Annotated in this window: 16 protein-coding genes; 10 read left to right on the forward strand and 6 right to left on the reverse strand. The window is 68.8% G+C overall.

Going from position 1 to position 18,271, the window contains the following annotated elements; translation table 11 throughout:
• Positions 1 to 28 precede the first annotated feature (28 nt).
• Positions 29 to 670: a hypothetical protein gene (locus tag LZ199_RS21965; RefSeq protein WP_253995696.1), complete on the reverse strand. Its 642-nt coding sequence runs from the start codon at positions 668 to 670 to the stop codon at positions 29 to 31.
• A 19-nt stretch (positions 671 to 689) separates the two neighbouring features.
• Positions 690 to 1,289: a hypothetical protein gene (locus tag LZ199_RS21970; protein ID WP_253995697.1), complete on the reverse strand. Its 600-nt coding sequence runs from the start codon at positions 1,287 to 1,289 to the stop codon at positions 690 to 692.
• Between the two features lie 413 nt (positions 1,290 to 1,702).
• Between LZ199_RS21970 and groES the strand changes: the two genes are divergently transcribed.
• From groES to LZ199_RS22000, 6 genes are all read left to right on the forward strand, one after another.
• On the forward strand, positions 1,703 to 1,993 hold the full coding sequence (gene groES, locus LZ199_RS21975) for a co-chaperone GroES (protein ID WP_253995698.1): 291 nt from the start codon (positions 1,703 to 1,705) through the stop codon (positions 1,991 to 1,993).
• A 45-nt stretch (positions 1,994 to 2,038) separates the two neighbouring features.
• Positions 2,039 to 3,682: a chaperonin GroEL gene (gene groL / locus LZ199_RS21980; protein ID WP_163862588.1), complete on the forward strand. Its 1,644-nt coding sequence runs from the start codon at positions 2,039 to 2,041 to the stop codon at positions 3,680 to 3,682.
• A gap of 146 nt (positions 3,683 to 3,828) precedes the next feature.
• A complete protein-coding gene (gene grxC, locus LZ199_RS21985; RefSeq protein WP_253995699.1) occupies positions 3,829 to 4,086 on the forward strand; it encodes a glutaredoxin 3 in 258 nt (85 codons plus the stop codon).
• 96 nt (positions 4,087 to 4,182) lie between these two features.
• Positions 4,183 to 4,602, forward strand: coding sequence for a ferritin family protein (locus LZ199_RS21990; protein WP_253995700.1), 420 nt, complete (start codon positions 4,183 to 4,185; stop codon positions 4,600 to 4,602).
• A 464-nt stretch (positions 4,603 to 5,066) separates the two neighbouring features.
• Positions 5,067 to 6,452, forward strand: a complete 1,386-nt coding sequence (locus LZ199_RS21995; RefSeq protein WP_141644829.1) for a sigma 54-dependent Fis family transcriptional regulator — start codon at positions 5,067 to 5,069, stop codon at positions 6,450 to 6,452.
• Positions 6,453 to 6,490: 38 nt separating this feature from the next.
• Positions 6,491 to 7,708, forward strand: coding sequence for a hypothetical protein (locus tag LZ199_RS22000; protein ID WP_253995701.1), 1,218 nt, complete (start codon positions 6,491 to 6,493; stop codon positions 7,706 to 7,708).
• A gap of 93 nt (positions 7,709 to 7,801) precedes the next feature.
• On the opposite strand, the gene smc is transcribed toward LZ199_RS22000, so the two are convergent.
• A complete protein-coding gene (gene smc / locus LZ199_RS22005) occupies positions 7,802 to 11,401 on the reverse strand; it encodes a chromosome segregation protein SMC (protein WP_253995702.1) in 3,600 nt (1,199 codons plus the stop codon).
• 422 nt (positions 11,402 to 11,823) lie between these two features.
• On the opposite strand from smc, the gene LZ199_RS22010 reads away from it, so the two are divergent.
• The gene (locus tag LZ199_RS22010; protein ID WP_253995703.1) at positions 11,824 to 12,447 is read left to right on the forward strand and encodes a TapB family protein; all 624 of its coding nucleotides are present in this window, start codon (positions 11,824 to 11,826) and stop codon (positions 12,445 to 12,447) included.
• Positions 12,448 to 12,462: 15 nt separating this feature from the next.
• On the opposite strand, the gene LZ199_RS22015 is transcribed toward LZ199_RS22010, so the two are convergent.
• Together LZ199_RS22015 and LZ199_RS22020 are read right to left on the reverse strand one after the other, a co-directional pair.
• On the reverse strand, positions 12,463 to 13,887 hold the full coding sequence (locus tag LZ199_RS22015) for a hemolysin family protein (RefSeq protein WP_253995704.1): 1,425 nt from the start codon (positions 13,885 to 13,887) through the stop codon (positions 12,463 to 12,465).
• Between the two features lie 3 nt (positions 13,888 to 13,890).
• Positions 13,891 to 14,706 carry a tetratricopeptide repeat protein gene (locus tag LZ199_RS22020; RefSeq protein ID WP_141644800.1) on the reverse strand — a complete coding sequence of 272 codons (816 nt, stop codon included), beginning with the start codon at positions 14,704 to 14,706 and terminating at the stop codon, positions 13,891 to 13,893.
• A 63-nt stretch (positions 14,707 to 14,769) separates the two neighbouring features.
• On the opposite strand from LZ199_RS22020, the gene LZ199_RS22025 reads away from it, so the two are divergent.
• A complete protein-coding gene (locus LZ199_RS22025; protein WP_253995705.1) occupies positions 14,770 to 16,002 on the forward strand; it encodes a CapA family protein in 1,233 nt (410 codons plus the stop codon).
• An 8-nt stretch (positions 16,003 to 16,010) separates the two neighbouring features.
• Here LZ199_RS22025 and LZ199_RS46185 read toward each other — a convergent pair whose 3' ends face one another.
• Positions 16,011 to 16,133 (reverse strand): hypothetical protein, encoded by a 123-nt coding sequence (locus LZ199_RS46185; RefSeq protein WP_013941470.1) that lies wholly within the window; start codon positions 16,131 to 16,133, stop codon positions 16,011 to 16,013.
• 161 nt (positions 16,134 to 16,294) lie between these two features.
• Here LZ199_RS46185 and prfA point away from each other — a divergent pair, with 161 nt between their 5' ends.
• A complete protein-coding gene (prfA, locus tag LZ199_RS22030; protein WP_253995706.1) occupies positions 16,295 to 17,386 on the forward strand; it encodes a peptide chain release factor 1 in 1,092 nt (363 codons plus the stop codon).
• Complete coding sequence (gene prmC, locus LZ199_RS22035; protein ID WP_253995707.1) at positions 17,383 to 18,264, forward strand: peptide chain release factor N(5)-glutamine methyltransferase; 882 nt, start codon at positions 17,383 to 17,385, stop codon at positions 18,262 to 18,264. Before prfA ends, prmC begins: the two co-directional genes overlap by 4 nt.
• Positions 18,265 to 18,271 lie beyond the last annotated feature (7 nt).

The raw sequence follows: 18,271 nt of genomic DNA on the forward strand, positions 1-18,271 counted from the left end.
CTAACCGAAGGCGGAGGGCCGCGGGGACTCAACCACCGTGGACGAAGTGACTCAGCTTCGCTTCCGCTCCCAGCCGGTAGGCATACCGCAGGTCCGACAGGAGCCGGTCCAGCCGCCGGCCGGAGACGTGCCCCATCATCCGCGAGCAGAAGCGCCGGGAGACGCGGTTGGCCTCCTCGTACCGCCAGCGCTCCTGGGAGGACAGCCGCTCCCGGTAGGACACCCTGTCGAAGAGCCGGGTGAGCAGCTCCTGGGCCCACGCCCCCACCCCCTCCCCCCAGCGGTGCAACAGGCAGATGGCGAACTTGTCCACCTCCGCCTGGGCCTCCAGCTCCAGCAGGGACACCGTCCGCCCCTGCTCCGCGGTGTGGACCATGTAGAGGAAGTGACTGACGCCCTCGGCCACCTGGCAGTAGCCCCCCAGGTCCCCATCCAGCAGGTACCCCAGCGGCCCGGCCTCGTAGGGCTTCAGCCTGTCGAGCAGCGCGGGGGACAGGTACAGCGCCAGCTCCAGCGCGTCCCCCGCCTCGTGCACCAGCAGCTCCTCGTCACTGCGGCCCGTGGACCCCAGTTGGACGGCGGCCTCCGTGTCCACCACGAAGACCTCCGCCCGAGCCTCGCACGTGAAGCCATAGATGGCCTCCAGGTGGTCCTGAACGCGGCCAATCATCGCGACCTCCGTGCCACCGCTAGTTGGGGAGCTGCCCCTTCGCGTGCGGCATCATCCCCGCGTCCACCAGCACCCGCTCCAGCCGGTCGTTCCCCGTGCGCGCCCACGACTCGTAGACCTTCAGCGCCCCGGAGGGCCCGGCCTGGACCATACCCCTGGCCGAAATCTCCTCCAGCACCTCCACCACCGCGCGGAACTTGTCGTGAAGCTCCCGGTACACCCCCGCGAAGCCCGCGCGAGGGGACAGGTCCGCCACCTGCCCGTACGCCGTGCCTCCCATCTGGATGTAATAGTCCGGACCCACCACCCCGCCCTGGAGCGCGCCGGAGAAGAAGCCCACGGTGTAGAGGGAGACATCCCCCAGCCGCCGCAGCGTCCGGATGCGCGCCTCGCGCTCCTGTTGGAGCGCCTGGTGGTAGAGCAGCGCCAGGGGCTCGCGGCCCTTGCGGCCGTCCTCCTGGCGGTCGAACAGCATGTCGGTGCTGGCGAAGTCCGCCAGCAGGTTCACCAGATAGAACTCCGTCACCTCTTCCAGCGAGACGCGCTGACGTGAAGTGACCTCGTCCAGGAGCGACTTGAAGAACTCCTTCAGCGACAGGGACGCCACCAGTTGACTCATCGACACTCCCGTCCTTCCACCCGGCCGACGGCGCCATCGGGAATACAGGAACGGTAGCAATCGACCCACCGTGTAGCAAAACCGGGTTTCAATGATTCCAAGCACTTGCGTTAGCACTCGGCCTTTGAGAGTGCCAATTTCCGCGTGCGGGCGCGGCGAGCAGCCGTCCTCCACCAGGGGTTCGCGGTGCGGGGAAAAGAGCAGCAATGCCAAGCGTTTGGCATGTCGGAACGCGGGCCGTCAGCGTCGCTTGACGGGTCGACTTCCCTGGTTATTATCCGCCGCGCCTAGGCGTTAGCACTCGCGAGGTGCGAGTGCTAAATGCCGCGGGTCGTCACGGCCCTTTCAACCCCCAGTGGTGCCGAGAGCCGCCCGGAGTCCCCGGACGGAGGGCGCCCATCAAGGAGCAGACCATGAAGTTTCGTCCCCTGCAGGATCGGCTGGTCGTCAAGCGGGTCGCCGAGGAGAGCAAGACCAAGGGCGGCCTCTTCATCCCGGACACGGCGAAGGAGAAGCCCCTCGAGGGCAAGGTGATCTCCGTCGGCAACGGCAAGGTCCAGGAGGACGGCAAGGTGCGTCCCCTCGACATCAAGGCTGGCGACAGCATCCTGTTCAGCAAGTACGCCGGGACCGAGATCAAGCTCGACGGTGAGGACCACCTCATCCTCCGTGAAGAGGATGTGCTCGGAATCATCGAGTCCTAATCCGCATCCGCCGTCCCCCACCCCTTCACTCAAGGAATTCCCATCATGGCGAAGGACCTGCTTTTCGACGTACGCGCCCGCGAGGCCATCCTCCGTGGCGTCAACATCCTGGCCGACGCGGTCAAGGTGACCCTCGGCCCCAAGGGCCGTAACGTCGTCATCGAGAAGAGCTTCGGCTCCCCCACCATCACCAAGGATGGTGTGACGGTGGCGAAGGAAATCGAACTGGAGAACAAGTTCGAGAACATGGGCGCGCAGATGGTGAAGGAGGTCGCGTCCAAGACCTCCGACGTCGCCGGTGACGGCACCACCACCGCCACGGTGCTGGCGCAGGCCATCTTCCGCGAGGGCGCGAAGCTGGTGGCCGCCGGGCACAACCCGATGGACATCAAGCGCGGCATCGACAAGGCCGTCGCGGTCATCGTCGCGGAGCTGAAGAAGCTCGCGAAGCCGACCAAGGACAAGAAGGAGATCGCCCAGGTCGGCACCATCTCCGCCAACGGCGACGCCACCATCGGCCAGATCATCGCGGACGCGATGGAGAAGGTCGGCAAGGAAGGCGTCATCACGGTGGAGGAGGCCAAGGGCCTGGAGACGACGCTGGACGTCGTCGAGGGCATGCAGTTCGACCGCGGCTACCTGTCTCCGTACTTCGTGACGGACCCGGAGCGGATGGAGGCGGTGCTGAACGACGCGCTCATCCTCATCCACGAGAAGAAGATCTCCTCGATGAAGGACCTCCTGCCCATCCTGGAGCAGGTCGCTCGCGCCGGTAAGCCCCTGCTCATCATCGCCGAGGAGGTCGAGGGCGAGGCCCTGGCCACCCTCGTGGTGAACAAGATCCGCGGCGTGCTGAACGTGTGCGCGGTGAAGGCGCCGGGCTTTGGCGACCGCCGCAAGGCCATCCTCGAGGACATCGCCACCCTGACGGGCGGCCGGATGATCGCCGAGGACCTGGGCATCAAGCTGGACACGCTGACCCTGCAGGACCTGGGCAAGGCCAAGCGCGTCACCGTCGACAAGGACAACACCACCGTCGTCGACGGCGCGGGCAGCCAGCCGGAGATCGAAGCGCGCGTGAAGCAGATCCGCGCCCAGGTCGAGGAGACCACCAGCGACTACGACCGCGAGAAGCTCCAGGAGCGTCTGGCGAAGCTCGTGGGCGGCGTGGCCGTCATCAACGTCGGCGCGGCCACCGAGACGGAGATGAAGGAGAAGAAGGCCCGCGTGGAGGACGCGCTCAACGCGACCCGCGCGGCCGTCGAGGAGGGCGTGGTTCCCGGCGGCGGCGTGGCCTACATCCGGTGCCTCAAGGCGCTGGAGGGTCAGACGTTCGCCGAGGGTGAGAAGTTCGGCGTGGACATCATCCGCCGCGCCGTCGAGGAGCCCCTGCGCCAGATTGTCGGCAACGGCGGCCTCGAGGGCAGCGTCATCGTCAACAAGGTCAAGGAAGGCACGGGCTCGTTCGGCTTCAACGCCGCGACGGGAGCGTACGAGGACCTGCTGGCCGCGGGCGTCATCGACCCGGCCAAGGTGAGCCGCACGGCGCTGCAGAACTCCGCGTCCGTGGCGTCCCTGATGCTGACCACCGAGGCGATGGTGGCCGAGCGTCCGAAGGACGAGAAGGACGCCCCCGCCGGCGGTGGCGGCATGGGCGGCATGGGCGGTATGGGCGGCATGGGCATGTAGTCGCCCCCCACCCTGCCTTGCGCGGGGTGGACGCTTCACAGGCGGCCTCCGGTTCCTCTCAGGGAGCCGGGGGCCGTCGTGCTTTCATGCGCCCGGTGGCGCGCGGAAGGCCACGCCCTTACGTTGGGAATCAAGGAGGAGACACCGTGAAGCCCGTGAAGATCTACACCACGAACTACTGTGGCTTTTGCGTCCGCGCGAAGGACCTGCTCAAGCGCAAGGGCGTGGACTACCAGGAAGTGGACGTCACCGGAAACGACGAGGAGCGCACGAAGCTGGTGGAGATGAGCGGAGGCCAGCGCACCGTGCCTCAAATCTTCATCGGCGAGACGCACGTCGGCGGGTACTCGGACCTGGCCCAGTTGGACAAGGAAGGCAAGCTGGAGCCCATGCTCCAGGCTTGAGTCGCGAGCAGGCGGGCGAGCGCCCTTCGCGGGGCCGCTCGCCGCGCCGTGCCTACCTTACCGCCATGGCAGACCACCCTTTCTCGGGAGGCGGCAATGGCAGGTGAAGAGCGACAGACGGGGACCCGGGACGCGCACTACAACGTCATCAGCACGCTGTACCACCTGCTCAAGGGCGCCTCGACGGCGGAGCAGTTCATCCAGGACGCGGAGCAGGCGGGAGACCCGGAGCTGGCGCAGTTCTTCCGCGACTGGCAGGAGGAGCAGCGTCACCTGGCGGAGCGGGCGAAGAACCTCCTGGGCGCGCGACTGGGGTCCACGCAGAAGGCCTCTGACACGGGCCCGTCCCCCGGACGCAAGCGCTCGGCGAGCCCGGGCAAGACCTCCGCGAAGGGGCCCGTGCACAGGGACCAGAGCAACGCGGGGGTGAAGTCGGGAGGAACCGGCTCGGACGACCTGGTCGACGAGCTTTCCAAGGAGTCCTTCCCGGCCAGCGACTCGCCCTCGACGTACTGATTGGACTTCGTCCGCGCGTGACGCTGGATTCGCGCGGGGTGTTCGTCTTGGATGCCGGCCGTGAGCTTCTTGAGCGGCCCTTCACATCCAGGACGACGACTTCCGGCGCACGTGCGACTGGAGAGCGCCCGAGGGCCCTGCTCCAGTCGCGCGACGCTGCGCTTGCACGGCGACGAACGTGCGCTGGTGGACAGTTCCCGACGACTCCGAGCACGACGGCCCCAGACGTCCATGGCGTACTGGGGTCACGTGCATGTGCACCGCCGAGAACCCGCCAACCACTCACCGCTGTCTCCCCGGCTCCGGGCCCCGCGCTCGGGGTTTTTCTTCTTCCGAGGGAGGCTCGCGTGCAACAGCCATCCAGGAAGAATCTTCCACTCTCGTTGCCCCCATCGGATGGGGTGCGAGCAGATGGTGCGTCGGGCTTGCCCGCCCGGTCCCCTCGCACCTAAAGAGGACCCATGATGGAACCCAGGCCCGAGGTCACCCAGACCACCCAGACGGACAAAGAGGAAGGCCGCACCACCCGCATCCCCATTCACGAGTGGACCGTGGAGGTGGTGTCCGGCCCCGACAAGGGAAAGAAGGTGACCACCCAGGATGGCCTGGTGCGGGTGGGCTCGGACCCCGCGAGTGACCTGGTGTTGACGGACACCACGGTGAGCCGCCGCCACCTGGAGGTCGAGCGCACGCCGCGCGGGCTTCTCTTGCGCGACACCGGCAGCCGCAACGGAACCTTCCTCGACGGGCGTCAGGTGCTCCAGGCGTACCTGGGGCGCGGCGACAAGGTGGAGCTCGGCAAGACGAAGCTGGCCGTGAAGGTGGCGGCGAAGCCCACCGAGGTGGAGCTGGCGGGGGCCGAGTCCTTCGGCGCGCTGGTGGGCTCCTCGGAGAAGATGCGCTGGGTCTTCACGGAGCTGCGGCGCGTGGCCCGCGAGGACATGAGCCTGCTCATCGAAGGCGAGACGGGCACCGGCAAGGAGCTGGCGGCGCGCGCGGTGCACCAGCACTCGTCGCGGCGTCACGGCCCCTTCAAGGTGGTCGACTGCAACCTCATCTCCGAGGAGAAGGCGGAGCGGGAGCTGTTCGGCGGCCTGCGCGCGAGCGACCCGGAGGACAAGGAGGCGCGCGGCGTCTTCGAGGCCGCCCGGGGAGGCACCCTCTTCCTGGATGAAGTGGGCGAGCTGCCGCTGATGGTGCAGGGCAAGCTGTTGCGCGTGCTGGACGCGCGCGAGGTGCCCTCGCTGGACGGCCAGCCGGTGCCGGTGGACGTGCGCGTCATCGCCTCCACGCACCGCAACCTGGAGGAGGACGTGCGCCAGGGCCGCTTCCGCGCGGACCTGTACTTCCGCCTGGCCGTCGCGCGGGTGCGCCTGCCGCCCCTGCGCACCCGCCGCGAGGACCTGCCCTCGCTGGCGCAGGCCCTGTCGCAGACCTTGCGCGCCAGCGTGACGCTGACGCCCCAGACGCTCGCGCTCTTCGAGGGCTATGACTGGCCGGGCAACGTGCGCGAGCTGCGCAACGTGCTGGAGCGCGGCGCGCTGATGGAGGAGACGGGCAACACCAGCTGGCTGGACTTCCTCGCCCAGCCGTCGCGCCGCCCGGAGGGCCAGCCGCCCGGCACCCACGTGGCCACGCTCGTCACCGGCATGCCGTACCACGAGGCGAAGGACCGGGTGCTGGCCGACTTCGAGCGCCTGTACTTCGCCGAGGTGATGCGCACGGTGGGCTTCGACATGAAGGCCGCCGAGCAGCGCACCGGGCTGTCCATGCAGAGCCTCTACCGCCTGCTCAAGAAGAACGGGCTTCGTCTCAAGGACCTCAAGAACGCCGAGGGCCTGGAGAAGTGAAAACCCCCTCGCAGTTCCACCCCAGGGAGAACAACCGCATGTTGCGTCGTCTCGTCGTAGCCTCCGTCGTCTTCACCGCCGCCTGCGCCGGTCAGCAGAAGCCCGCCGAGAACGCCGACACGGCCGCCAAGCCACAGACCACCGAGGAGCGCGTGCGCATTGGCAACCAGCCCGCCTTCGATGTGGCCACCTGCTTCCCGCGCGAGCTGACGCTGCCGCCGTCCAACCAGGCCGTGGTGGTGGGCGCGATGCTCACGACCCGCCCGGAGGTCATGGAGTGTCTGGTGGCCCCCACCAGCCGTGGCGCCGCCGAGAAGACGGTCGTGACGGTGAAGACCACCGTGACGGACGCGAGCGCCACGCACGCCGTCACGGGTGAGAACCTCACCCCCGAAGGCCAGCAGTGCATCCAGGCCGTGGTGGACAAGCTCGTCAAGCCGCAGCCCCTGGCGAAGGGCGCCCAGCCGCTGGAGTCCACCTCCACGTTCGAGCACGACACCACCAGCAGCTCCAGCGTGAAGTTCGGCATCAACGAGGGCTCGGACTACTCCGGCGCCATCCGCCTGGCGCAGCCGGGCTGGTGCGACTGCTACGCCAACGCCAAGGACTCCACGCCGCCAGTCCTGACGGCGCGCGTGACGCTCGTCAAGGGCCAGCCCCTCTCCGAAGTGGTGTTCGAGCCGTCCGGCAGCACCGAGGGTGACCAGCTCGCCGCGTGCCTGAAGACGAAGCTCGCCGCCGTGCCGGCGAAGGCCACGTCCGACAAGCTCACGTACCCGCACCGCTTCGTGCACTTCAACTCCGGCGGCAGTGAGGCCTCCAGCACGCTGCCCCCCAACCTGCGCTTCTTCCAGCTCGAGCTCATCCGCAACCAGCGCGCCGCGGACGCGGCCATCGCCGTGGGTGACCGCGTGAACACCGCGCTCAGCTACGACGGCGTCGTCAAGAAGTACAACGCGACGAAGAACACCGGGCTGGTGCAGGAGATGACCAGCAAGTGCAAGGCCTACGTCGAGGCCGCGCAGGGCGTGGTGAAGGCCCTGGAGGCCCAGCAGTCCGTGGACCAGGCGTCCCTGACGCTCGTCCAGGAGTTGAAGGCCACCGACGCCGAGGGTTGGGCTCCCGTGGAGACCGCCAGCAAGGCGGCCCTGGATGCCACCAAGGAAGACCTGACCAAGGCCTCCTCGGAGGCCCAGTCGGCCCCTGGCCTCTGCCCCAAGGTCAGCTACGGGGACGCGAAGCCGAAGAAGAAGTAGTCGTCGTTACGCGACGGGCCTGAAATACACGAAGGCGCGGGACCCGAACTCCGGGACCCGCGCCTTCTGTGTTTCTTGGCGTCGTGAGGACGACTACGCGCTGACCTTGTCGTCGTTGGCGGCGCTGGCCTCGCTGATGCGCACGCTGACGAGCTTGGAGATGCCCGGCTCCTCCATGGTGACACCGTAGAGGGTGTTGGAGACCTCCATGGTCCGCTTGTTGTGGGTGATGAGGATGAACTGCGACTGGCTGCTCATCTCCTTCACCATGTCGTTGTAGCGACCCACGTTGCCCTCATCCAGCGGCGCGTCGACCTCGTCCAGGAGGCAGAAGGGCGTGGGCTTGATGAGGAAGATGCCGAAGATGAGCGCCACGGCGGTGAGGGCCTTCTCGCCACCGGAGAGCAGGTTGACGCTCTGGAGCTTCTTGCCCGGCGGCTGGGCGACAATCTCCACGCCCGGCTCCCCGTTGGGGCCGTCGTTGGTGAGGACCAGGCTGGCCCGCCCGCCGCCGAACAGGCGGGGGAAGATGGCCTGGAACTTCTCGTTCACCACGTCGAAGGTCTGCTTGAAGCGCTCGCGGCTGGTGGCGTCGATGCGCGTAATCGCCTCGCGCAGCTGCTCCATGGAGGACTGGAGGTCCTTCTTCTGCGCGATGAGGAAGTCGAAGCGCTTGGACAGCTCCGCGTGCTCGTCGATGGCGGTGAGGTTGATCTCCCCCATCTTCTCCACCTGGGCGCGCAAGTCCTTCAGCTCGGCCTCCGTCTCCGGGGCCAGCGAAGGCAACAGGTGGTAGCGGTGCAGCTCCAGCGCCAGGTCCACCTGGTGCCGCTCGCGGATGCCCGCCGACAGGTGCTCCAGCTCCAGGGCAATCTCGCGCTCGCGCAGCGAAATCTGCGACAGCCCCTGCATCAGCTCCTCCACCCGGCCGCGCAGCTCGCGGAACTGGGCGTCCTGCTCCCGCACCTCCGTGGAGGCCGTGGCGTGCGCCGCGCGCCGCCCCTCCAGGCCCTCCGCGGCCACGCGGTGCTCTTCCACGCGCTGGGCCAGCCCCGCTTCCGTCTCCGCCGTGCGCCGCGCCAGCTCCTCGGTGCGCGAGCCACCCTCGGCCAGCGTCGCCTGGAGGCGCGCCACCCGCGTCTCCATCTCCCGGCGCTGCGTCACCAGGCTGTCGAGCTCCTTGCGCGCGGACTCGCCGCGCTCGCTGCCGGCGGCGACCTTGATGCGCAGGCCCGTCAGCTCACCGTTGGCCGTCTCGGAGCGCTGGCGCAGGGACTCCTGCTCGGAGACGAGCTGCCGGACGCGCTCCTCGCGTCCCTCGCGGTCCGTCTGGCCGTGGGCCACCTCGCCCCGGCTCGTCTCCTCCTCGTTCGCCAGCGCCATGTGGCTCTGGCCGAGCTGCCCGGCCTCCAGCTCCTGCGCCCGCAGCCGCTCGCGCACCTTCGCCAGGTCCTCACCCGCCTTGTGCAGGTCCTTCTCCTGGCTCGCGAGGTTCACCTCCTCGACGTGCTGGTTCTTGGCCAGCCCCTTGAGGACGCCCTCGGTGTGCCCCATCTGCTTCTGGAGCGTGTAGTGCCGGGTGAGGATTTCGTTGTAGCGCTCCTCCACCCGGGCCACCTCGGTGGCCAGCTCCGCGATTTCGCGCTTCTTCTGGAGCGCGCCCACCGCCGCGCCCTCGCGCTCACCGCCGACAATCGTCCCGTCCGCGCGGAAGACCTCGCCCTCCTGCGTGACGAGCGTGCACGGCGGGCCACCGGCCTCCGAGTACGCGCGCGCCGACGCCAGGTCCTGGACGATGACCACGTCGCCCAGCAGCATCCGCACCACGGGCGCCAGGGCCTCCTCGCACGTCACCTCGCGCAGCGCGTGGGCCATCACTCCCGGGCGCTCGAAGTCCGGCTCCAGCGCGGGCTGCAGCATGTCCAGCGCGGGCACGGGCAGGAAGCTGCCTCGGCCCTCCGCGTGGCCCTTGAGGTACTCCACCAGCTCCACGCCCTTGTCGCGGCTCTCCACGATGACGTGCTGGAGCCGCTCACCCAGGGCCGCCTCCACCGCGCGCTCGTAGCGCGGGGTGACGGTGAGCACGTCCGCCACGAGGCCGAAGATGCCCTGCTCCCGGGCCACGGTGCCGGCGCGCATCATGACGGCGCGCACGCCCCGGTCGAACCCGTCGTAGTTCTTCTGGATGTCCTCCAGGGACGACAGGCGGCTGCGCTTGTCGCTCAGCTCCTCGCGCAGCGCGATGACCTGGATTTCGTTCTCCGTGAAGGTCGCCCGGGTGCGGGTGAGGGCCTCCTCCTCCTGCCCCTTGCGCTCGGCCAGCTCCGCGGCGAGGTGCCGGGTGTCCTCCACCCGCTTCGCCACGTCGCCGCGCACCGACTCCAGCTCCGTCTCCTGCGCGCGCAGCCCGTCCAGCTCCGCCTGGAGCTTGGCCCGGCGCGCCTCCAGGTCCGTGCGCTGACGGGCCAGGTTGACCAGGTTGCTCTCATGGTTGGCCAGCCGGGTGGCCACCGCCACCAGCCCGGCGCGCTCCTGCTCCAGCCGCAGGGCGACCTCCGTCTGGAGGTGGTTGACGCGGCGCAGCTCCTCCTGCGCCACCTGCATCGCGACCTCGTCCTCCTTCCACGAGCCGGCGATGCCGGACAGCTCCGCCTCGCGGGCGGCCATGGCGTCGGACATCTCCGCCTGCCGCGCGAGCAGCCCGTCCAGCTCCGCCCGGGCCTGCGTCACGCGGGCGTTCGTCTCGTCGAAGTCACGGCGGCCGTACGCCAGCTCCTGCGTGTCGCGCTGCACGGAGCTTTCGAGCGCGTGCACCTCCGCGGCCAGCGTCTGGAGGGCGGCGGCCTCCGCGTCCAGCTCCGCGCGGCGCCGGGTGATGGCCTCCTCCAGCTCCTTCACCCGGTCCAGGCTCTCGCGCTCCTCGGAGCCCAGGTTCTGCAGGCGCGACTGGAGGACCTGCTTCTCCGCCAGGAGCTCCAGGTGGCGGTGGCTGGCCGCGTGCAGGTCGATGTCCCGCATGCGCTGCTTGAGCTTCTTGTACTTCTCCGCCTTCTTCGCCTGGCGGGACAGCGCGTCCAGCCGCTTCTCCAGCTCGCTGGTGATGTCCGTCACGCGCAGGAGGTTGGCCTCGGTGGCCTCCATCTTCCGCTCGGCGGCCTTGCGGCGGGCCTTGTACTTGGTGACGCCCGCGGCCTCCTCCAGCAGGTGGCGCCGGTCCTCCGGCTTGCTGGAGACGATGAGGCCCACGCGGCCCTGCTCGATGATGGAGTAGGCCTTGGTGCCCACGCCCGTGCCCAGGAACAGCTCGGTGATATCCAGGAGCCGGCACAGCGTCTTGTTGATGAGGTACTCCGAGTCCCCGTTGCGGAACAGGCGCCGCGTGACGGTGATCTCCGAGTAGCCCTGGTACTGGGGCGACAGCTGGTCCGTGTCATCCACCAGGAAGGTGAGCGACACCTCGGCCATGGACAGGGGCGGCTTGTTCTCCGAGCCGTTGAAGATGACGTCCTCCATGCCCCGGCCACGGAGGTTCTTCGCGCTCTGCTCACCCATCACCCAGCGGATGGCGTCCACGACGTTGGACTTTCCACAGCCGTTCGGGCCGACGATGCCGGTGACGCCTTCGTCGAAGGTGAAGACGCTGCGCTCCATGAACGACTTGAAGCCGGTGATGTCCAACCGCTTGATACGCATGCCAGCGGGCTCCTGGATGAGGCGCGAGGTCCGAGGTGAAAAGTGAGCGCGAGGCCGAAAAATCGGCCTCGGAACGATCAGCAGGAGTACCAGCCGCCATCCAGGCGATCAAGCGTGACCATGCCACGCGTGGCCATACGTTCGGCTGCTTGCCCTTCAAATGGGCGGGAGTCTGACAGGAGGGTCCTCTCTTGGACTTGCACCCTGGCCGCCCCACCCTACCTTCCCATTGACTTTTCTGGAGGTTGCGTACGTACCAGCCCTTTCTTGCCCTGACGCTCCTTCTGGGAGCGTCCCCTACGCCGGAGGTAACACCCCGGTCTGACACGCAGGCGGTTCAAGCCCCGGCCGCCTGCCCCCACCCGTATTTCCCGCTGGAAGAAGGGCTGACGCTCACCTACCGGGCGGGCAGGTCGTCGGAGATGGTGCTGAGCACCCACGACGTGATGCCCACTCCCGAGGGGCTGCGCGGCAAGGTCGCCGTGAAGCTCAAGGGCCGCCAGGGCGAGACGGAGGCCACCTGCACCGCCGCGGGCATGAGCACGGGCCTGGGCGGCCTGGAGGGCACGCTCCTGTCCGCGTCCGGCATGGATGTGCAGGTCGTGAGTTCGGAAGGCATGGCGGTTCCCGCGCTGACGAGCATGGTGCCCGGCGGCACGTGGAAGAACAGCCTGTCGGTGAAGCTCCAGCCCCCCGTGGGCAAGACGAACGGCATCCGGCCCATCATCGCCACCACGTTCGACAAGGAGTCGACCGTCGTGGGTGAGGAGGAAGTCACGGTGGCGGCTGGCACGTTCAAGGCGCTGAAGGTGAAGAACATCGTCACCGCGCGCGCCAGCCGCCCCGGCTCCGAGGGCCGCTCCATGGAGAGCCACATCTGGTTCGCCCCGGGCGTGGGCATCCTCAAGCTGGCCACCGCCGAGGGCACGGATCTGGAGCTGCTCAAGGTGGAGCGTCCCCAGCCCGTGCAGGCCAAGTCCTCCGGCAAGGAGAAGCGGCCCGCGAAGAAGGCCGCGGCCGACCCGAAGGCGCCCTCGGCGCCCTGAGCCCGGGACTGAACGCTACGCGGACTCTCCGCCCGACGAGGCGGGGGGTGTCTCGCCCGGGGTGCCCTGCTGCGGCTCTCCCGGGCCCGACGACGACGGCGTCTCCGAGGGCGAGCGAGGGGCGGCGCGGGACTGCGGCTCCACCGTCACGCGGACGACGCGAGGCCCGTCCACCTCCTCGACGAGGATTCGCCACATATCCAGCCGCAGCGAGTCCCCCTTCTCCGGGACGCGCCCCAGCTTCGTCATCAGGAAGCCGGCGATGGTCGTCACCTCGCCCTCTTCGTCCTCATCCAGGTCGAAGCTGACGTCGAGCCGCTCCTCCAGGTCATCCAGCTGCGCCGTGCCGGGAAGCTCGAAGCGCCCGCCCGGTAGCGAGCGGACCTCGTCCACCCGCCGGCCCAGCTCCGCCACGTCGCCGACGACTTCGGCCACCACGTCCGCAATCGTGACCAGGCCCGACGTGCCGCCGTGCTCGTCCACCACGAGGGCCGTCTGACGGCGCCGGCGGCGGAACTCCGCGAGCAGCTGCTCCAGCGTCGCGTTCTCCGGGATGAAGAGCACGGGCCGCTGCACCTGCGCCAGGCTGCGCAGCTCGCCGCGCGACAGGAGGAAGAAGAGGTCCTTGGCGTTCACCAGGCCCTCCACCTCGTCCAGGTTGCCCCGGCACACCGGCAGCCACGTGTGCCCCGCGGCGCGCGCGTCGGAGATGCACTTCTCCAGCGGCTCCTCCACGTCCAGGAACTTCACCTGGTTTCGCGGCACCATCACCTGCCGCGCCGTCTTCTGCGCCATCTCCAGCGCGCGCTCCAAAAGCTCCGCGCGCGCCGTCGTGATCGCCCCCGCCTGCGCGGAGCTGTGCAGGATGACGCGCAGTTCGTCCTCGCTGTGCGCCTCGTGCGCCTCTCCCACCGAGTGGAGGCCGAAGACGCGCAGCACCCACGCCGCCAGCCCGTTGAGCAGGACGATGGCCGGATAGAAGAGGAAGTAGAACGCCCGCATCGGCAGCGCCACGGCCAGCGAGGTCGCCTCCGCGCGCTGAATCGCCAGGCTCTTGGGCGCCAGCTCCCCCAGGACGATGTGCAGGAAGGTGATGATGCTGAAGCCGATGACCACCGACACGGTGTGGGCCAGCGTGGGGCTCGCGCCCTCGGGCACCAGCTTCGTCAGCACCGGCTCCAGGAGCTTGGCGAAGGCGGGCTCACCCAACCAGCCCAGGCCCAGCGAGGCCAGCGTGATTCCGAACTGCGTGGCGGACAGGTACGCGTCCAGCTTCTCCACCATCCGCAGCGCCTGCGCGGCGCCCGGCGTGCCCTCGTCCACGAGCGACTGCAGGCGCGTGGCGCGAATCTTCACGATGGCGAACTCGGTCGCCACGAAGAAGCCGTTGGCGAAGACCAGGAGGATCGCCAGCCCCAGGAACACCCATTCCATTCCCATGACTCAGAACAAGGCGTCGAAGTCGGCGTCGCCCTTGAGCGCGTCGAACATGGGGTCCGTGGACAGCCACCCCATCACCTTCTGACGGTCCGCCGTGAGCGCCGCCTTCAGGTACTGCACCGCGTCCTTCGGCCGGCCCCAGAGGGCGTACAGCGCCGACAGGTTGTAGTTGAGCAGCAGGTCCTCCGCGTTCAGCGCGCGAGCCCGCTCGTACGCGCGCTCGGCCTCCGCGTAGAAGCCCTTCTGCGCGTAGCAGATGCCCAAATCCAGCTGCGCCTCGAAGTTGTCCGGCTCCAGCCGCACCACGTCCTTCAACAACGTAATCGCCGAGCGGTAGTCGCCCTCGTCCATCATCAGCGCCGCCAGCTCGTGCCGGGGGAACGCGTCCTGAGGGTCCAGCTCGATGGCCGCCTGCAGCTCGCGCATCGCCTCTTCCACCCGGCCCTGGTCCGCGTACGTGAGGCCCAGGTTGAGGTGCGCGTCCGGGTACTCCGGATCCAACTCGATGGCCTCCTTGTACTCCTCCACCGCCATCTCCCCGGCGTGCGTGGAGAGGAAGCAGGCCAGGTTGTAGTGCGCCGTGGCGCTCTCCGGCTCCAGCTTCAGGGCGGTGAGGTACTCGGTGAGCGCCTCGCGGAAGAGCTTCTTCTCCGCGTAGACGGTCGCCAGGTTGTCGTGCGCGTGCGCCGAGCTCGGGTCCAGATCGATGGCCTTCTTGAACTCCTTGATGGCCTCGTCCAGCCAACCCCGGTCCGCCAGCTCGATTCCGCGAGTGTTGTGCTCGTCGGAGAGCGCGATGTTGTCCTTTTCCCGGGCCATGAGAGCGCCGGGCAATCTACGCGTCGCGCAACGAAGGGTGCAAGGTAGAGTTTCCCTCCGTCCATGCGCCACGCCGCCCTCCTGCTCCTCCTGTTCTCCGCCTGTCATCCCCGCCCCGCCCCCGTGCCGGAGGCTCCCACCCCCTCGCCAGCCCCCTCCTTGGAGGCCCGTTCTCCAGAGGACGGCGGCCCTCCCGAAAGCCCTGAAGCGCCCGGCGCGCTGGCGGGCCCCCTGGACGCCGGGACGCCCGTCCGCCCCATCACCCTCGTCGTCGGCGGGGACGTGACGCTGGGCCACAACCACCAGAAGTACTTCGACGACCAGGTGGCCAAGGGCCGCTCCCGCGAGGAGATGCTCGCCTACGGCTTCAAGGAGGTCCGGGCCCTGGGCGACGCGGCCGACCTCTTCGTCGTCAACCTGGAGTGCCCCTTCACCGAGGGCGGCGAGAAGCTGGCCAAGAACTTCAACTTCCGCGCCCGGCCGGAGCTGGTGGGCGCGCTCCTCTCAGGCGGCGTGGACGTGGTCAGCCTGGCCAACAACCACCTCATGGACTACGGGCCCCAGGGGCTGGTGGACACGCTGGTGACGCTGGAGGCCGCCCGAATCCCCTACTTCGGCGCGGGCAGGACGCTCGCCGAGGCGCGCCGCCCCGCCGTCATCACCGTGGGCGGCGTGAAGGTCGCCCTGCTGGGGTACTTCTTCCTGGGCGAGCGCAACATCGAGCCCCCGGAGGTCTACGCCACGGAGACGACACCGGGGGTCGCCGGCCACTTCTCCGACGTGGACGTCATGGAGCGCATGCTGCGCGAGGACATCCTCGCCGCGAAGCACCAGGCGGACGTGGTGCTGCCCTTCTTCCACTGGGGCCGCGAGGGCACCTACGTACCGGAGCCCTACCAGGTGAGGCTGGCCCACGCCGCCATCGACGCGGGAGCCGCGGGTGTGCTGGGCAGCCACCCCCACGTGCTCCAGGCGATGGAGCTGCACCGGGGGGCGCCCGTTGTCTACTCGCTGGGCAACTTCGTCTTTGGAGGCAACTGGAACCCGCGCGACAAGCGGGGCGCCCTGTGGAAGGGCCGCTTCGGTCCGGGGGGCTACCTCTCCAGCGAGGTGTTGCCGCTGCGCACGGACCGCTTCCCGGAGCTCCCCTTCCAGCCCGTGCCCGTCACCGGGGAGGCGGCCGAGGAGGTGCTGCGCCTGCTGGCAAACAGCTCCTCCGGGGTGGAGCGGATGCTCCCCGAGCTGGAACCGTGGGCAAGGCCGTCTCCCTCCCCCGCGACTGGCGGGAGGGAGTAACCGGAGCGTCAGACCTTGTTGTTGGACTGGCCCTTCTTGGCGCGGCTGCGGCGGCGCTTCAGCTGGGCCTTACGGCCCTTGGCACGGTTGGCGACCTTCTTCTTGGAACGATTTCCCTTCTGGGCGGGCATGTGGAAGGACTCCGTGTGGTGATGTGAGACCGACCGCCAAGTGGATCCGGCGGTGAGGGCGGCCCTTCTTTCATGCTACCGCCCGAGCGGCCAAGGAATTTCTTGACTCCGTCCTCCCTTGCCAGCAGCCGGACAAAGGGGCAATACCCCCTGGAACGACGATGATTGACAAACTTGAAGACGTCGAGCGCCGGTTCGAACGCCTCACCGCGGACCTCTCGAACCCCGACGTCCTCGCCGACTCGGCGAGGCTCCAGAAGGTCTCCAAGGAGCGTGCGGGCCTGGAGAAGCTGGTGGACACGTTCCGCACGTACCGCCAGGTCCTCGCCGACCTCAAGGAGGTGGAGGTCTGGCTCGACGCCGGCAGCGCCGACGAGAAGAGCTATGCGCGCGAGGCCCTCCCCGGCCTGAAGGAGCAGCGCGACACCCTGGAGAGCTCGCTCAAGCTGCTCCTGCTGCCCAAGGACCCGAATGACGAGAAGAACGTCATCCTGGAGATCCGCGCGGGCGCGGGCGGCGACGAGGCGGCGCTGTTCGCGGAGGAGGTCATGCAGATGTACCTCCGGTACGCGGATCAGCGGGGCTGGAAGGCGGACATCATCGACATGAGCGCGGGCAACGCGGGCGGGGTGAAGGACGCCACCGTGACGCTGTCCGGCGACGCCGTCTTCAGCAACCTGAAGTACGAGTCCGGCGTGCACCGCGTCCAGCGCGTGCCCGCGACGGAGACGCAGGGCCGCATCCACACCTCCACCATCACCGTGGCCGTCATGCCCGAGGCCGAGGAAGTGGACGTGAAGCTCAACGAGGCGGACATCGACCGACAGGCGATGCGCTCCACCGGCGCGGGCGGGCAGAGCGTCAACACGACGGACTCCGCGGTGCGCCTCACCCACCGCCCCACGGGCATCGTGGTGAAGTGCCAGCAGGAGAAGAGCCAGCTGAAGAACTACAACATGGCCCTGCGCATGCTGCGCGCGAAGCTCTACGAGATGGAGCAGGAGCGCATCCGCGCCGAGCGCGACTCCACGCGCCGCTCGCAGGTGGGCACCGGCGACCGCAGCGAGAAGATCCGCACCTACAACTTCCCGCAGGACCGGCTGACGGACCACCGCATCGGCTTGACGGTGCACAACCTGCCCGCCGTGATGATGGGCGACATCGAGGACATCATCACCGCCTGCCGCACCTACTATCAGGCGGAGGCGCTCAAGGCTCAGATGGGCGGCCCGAGGCCCCAGTCCGAAGCATGAGCAGCGAGCCCTGGACCATCCGCAAGGTCCTCACCTGGACGACGCAGCACTTCGAGAAGCGGCAGGTGGATGCGCCGCGACTCACGGCGGAGATCCTCCTGTCGCACGTGCTGAAGACGGGGCGCGTGCGGCTGTACGTGGACCTGGACCGCCCCCTGTCCAAGGAGGAACTCACCACCTTCCGCGCGCTGATTGAGCGGCGCTTGGCGGGCGAGCCCACGCAGTACCTCACCGGAACGCGCGAGTTCTACAACCGCGCCTTCAAGGTGGACGCCCGCGTGCTCATCCCCCGGCCGGAGACGGAGCTGCTCGTCGCGGCGGCCCTGGGTGTCCTGCCCAAGGATGCGCCCGCGCGCGTGCTCGATGTCTGCACGGGCTCCGGCTGCATCGCCATCAGCCTCGCCGCCGAGCGCCCCCAGCTCGCCGTGACGGCCACGGACCTGTCCTCGGACGCGTGCGCCCTGGCGAGGGAGAACGCGGAGACGCTGAAGGTCTCCGAGCGGGTGACGGTGCTCCAGGGAGACCTGTTCTCCCCCCTGCCCGCCGACGCGAGCTTCCACGTCGTCGTCTCCAATCCGCCCTACATCGCCTCGGACGAGATTCCCGGCCTGTCCGCGGAGGTGCGGCGCGAGCCCAAGCTGGCGCTCGACGGGGGGAAGGACGGGCTGGTCGCCCTCCGACGGGTGGTGACGGAGGCGCGCAAGTGGCTGGAGCCTGGCGGCCTCCTTGCATTGGAGATGGGAGAGACGCAGGGCCCCGCTGTCCTGGAGCTGCTGCGCGCGGCCGGTTACGAGGACGCGCGCGTGGAGAAGGACCTGGAGCGGCGGGAGCGCATGGCATTTGGGACACAGCCCGCGGCCAGCGGGCCACAGGGCTGAGGGCCGG

It is taken from the genome of Myxococcus qinghaiensis, assembly GCF_024198215.1.
Taxonomy (GTDB): domain Bacteria; phylum Myxococcota; class Myxococcia; order Myxococcales; family Myxococcaceae; genus Myxococcus; species Myxococcus qinghaiensis.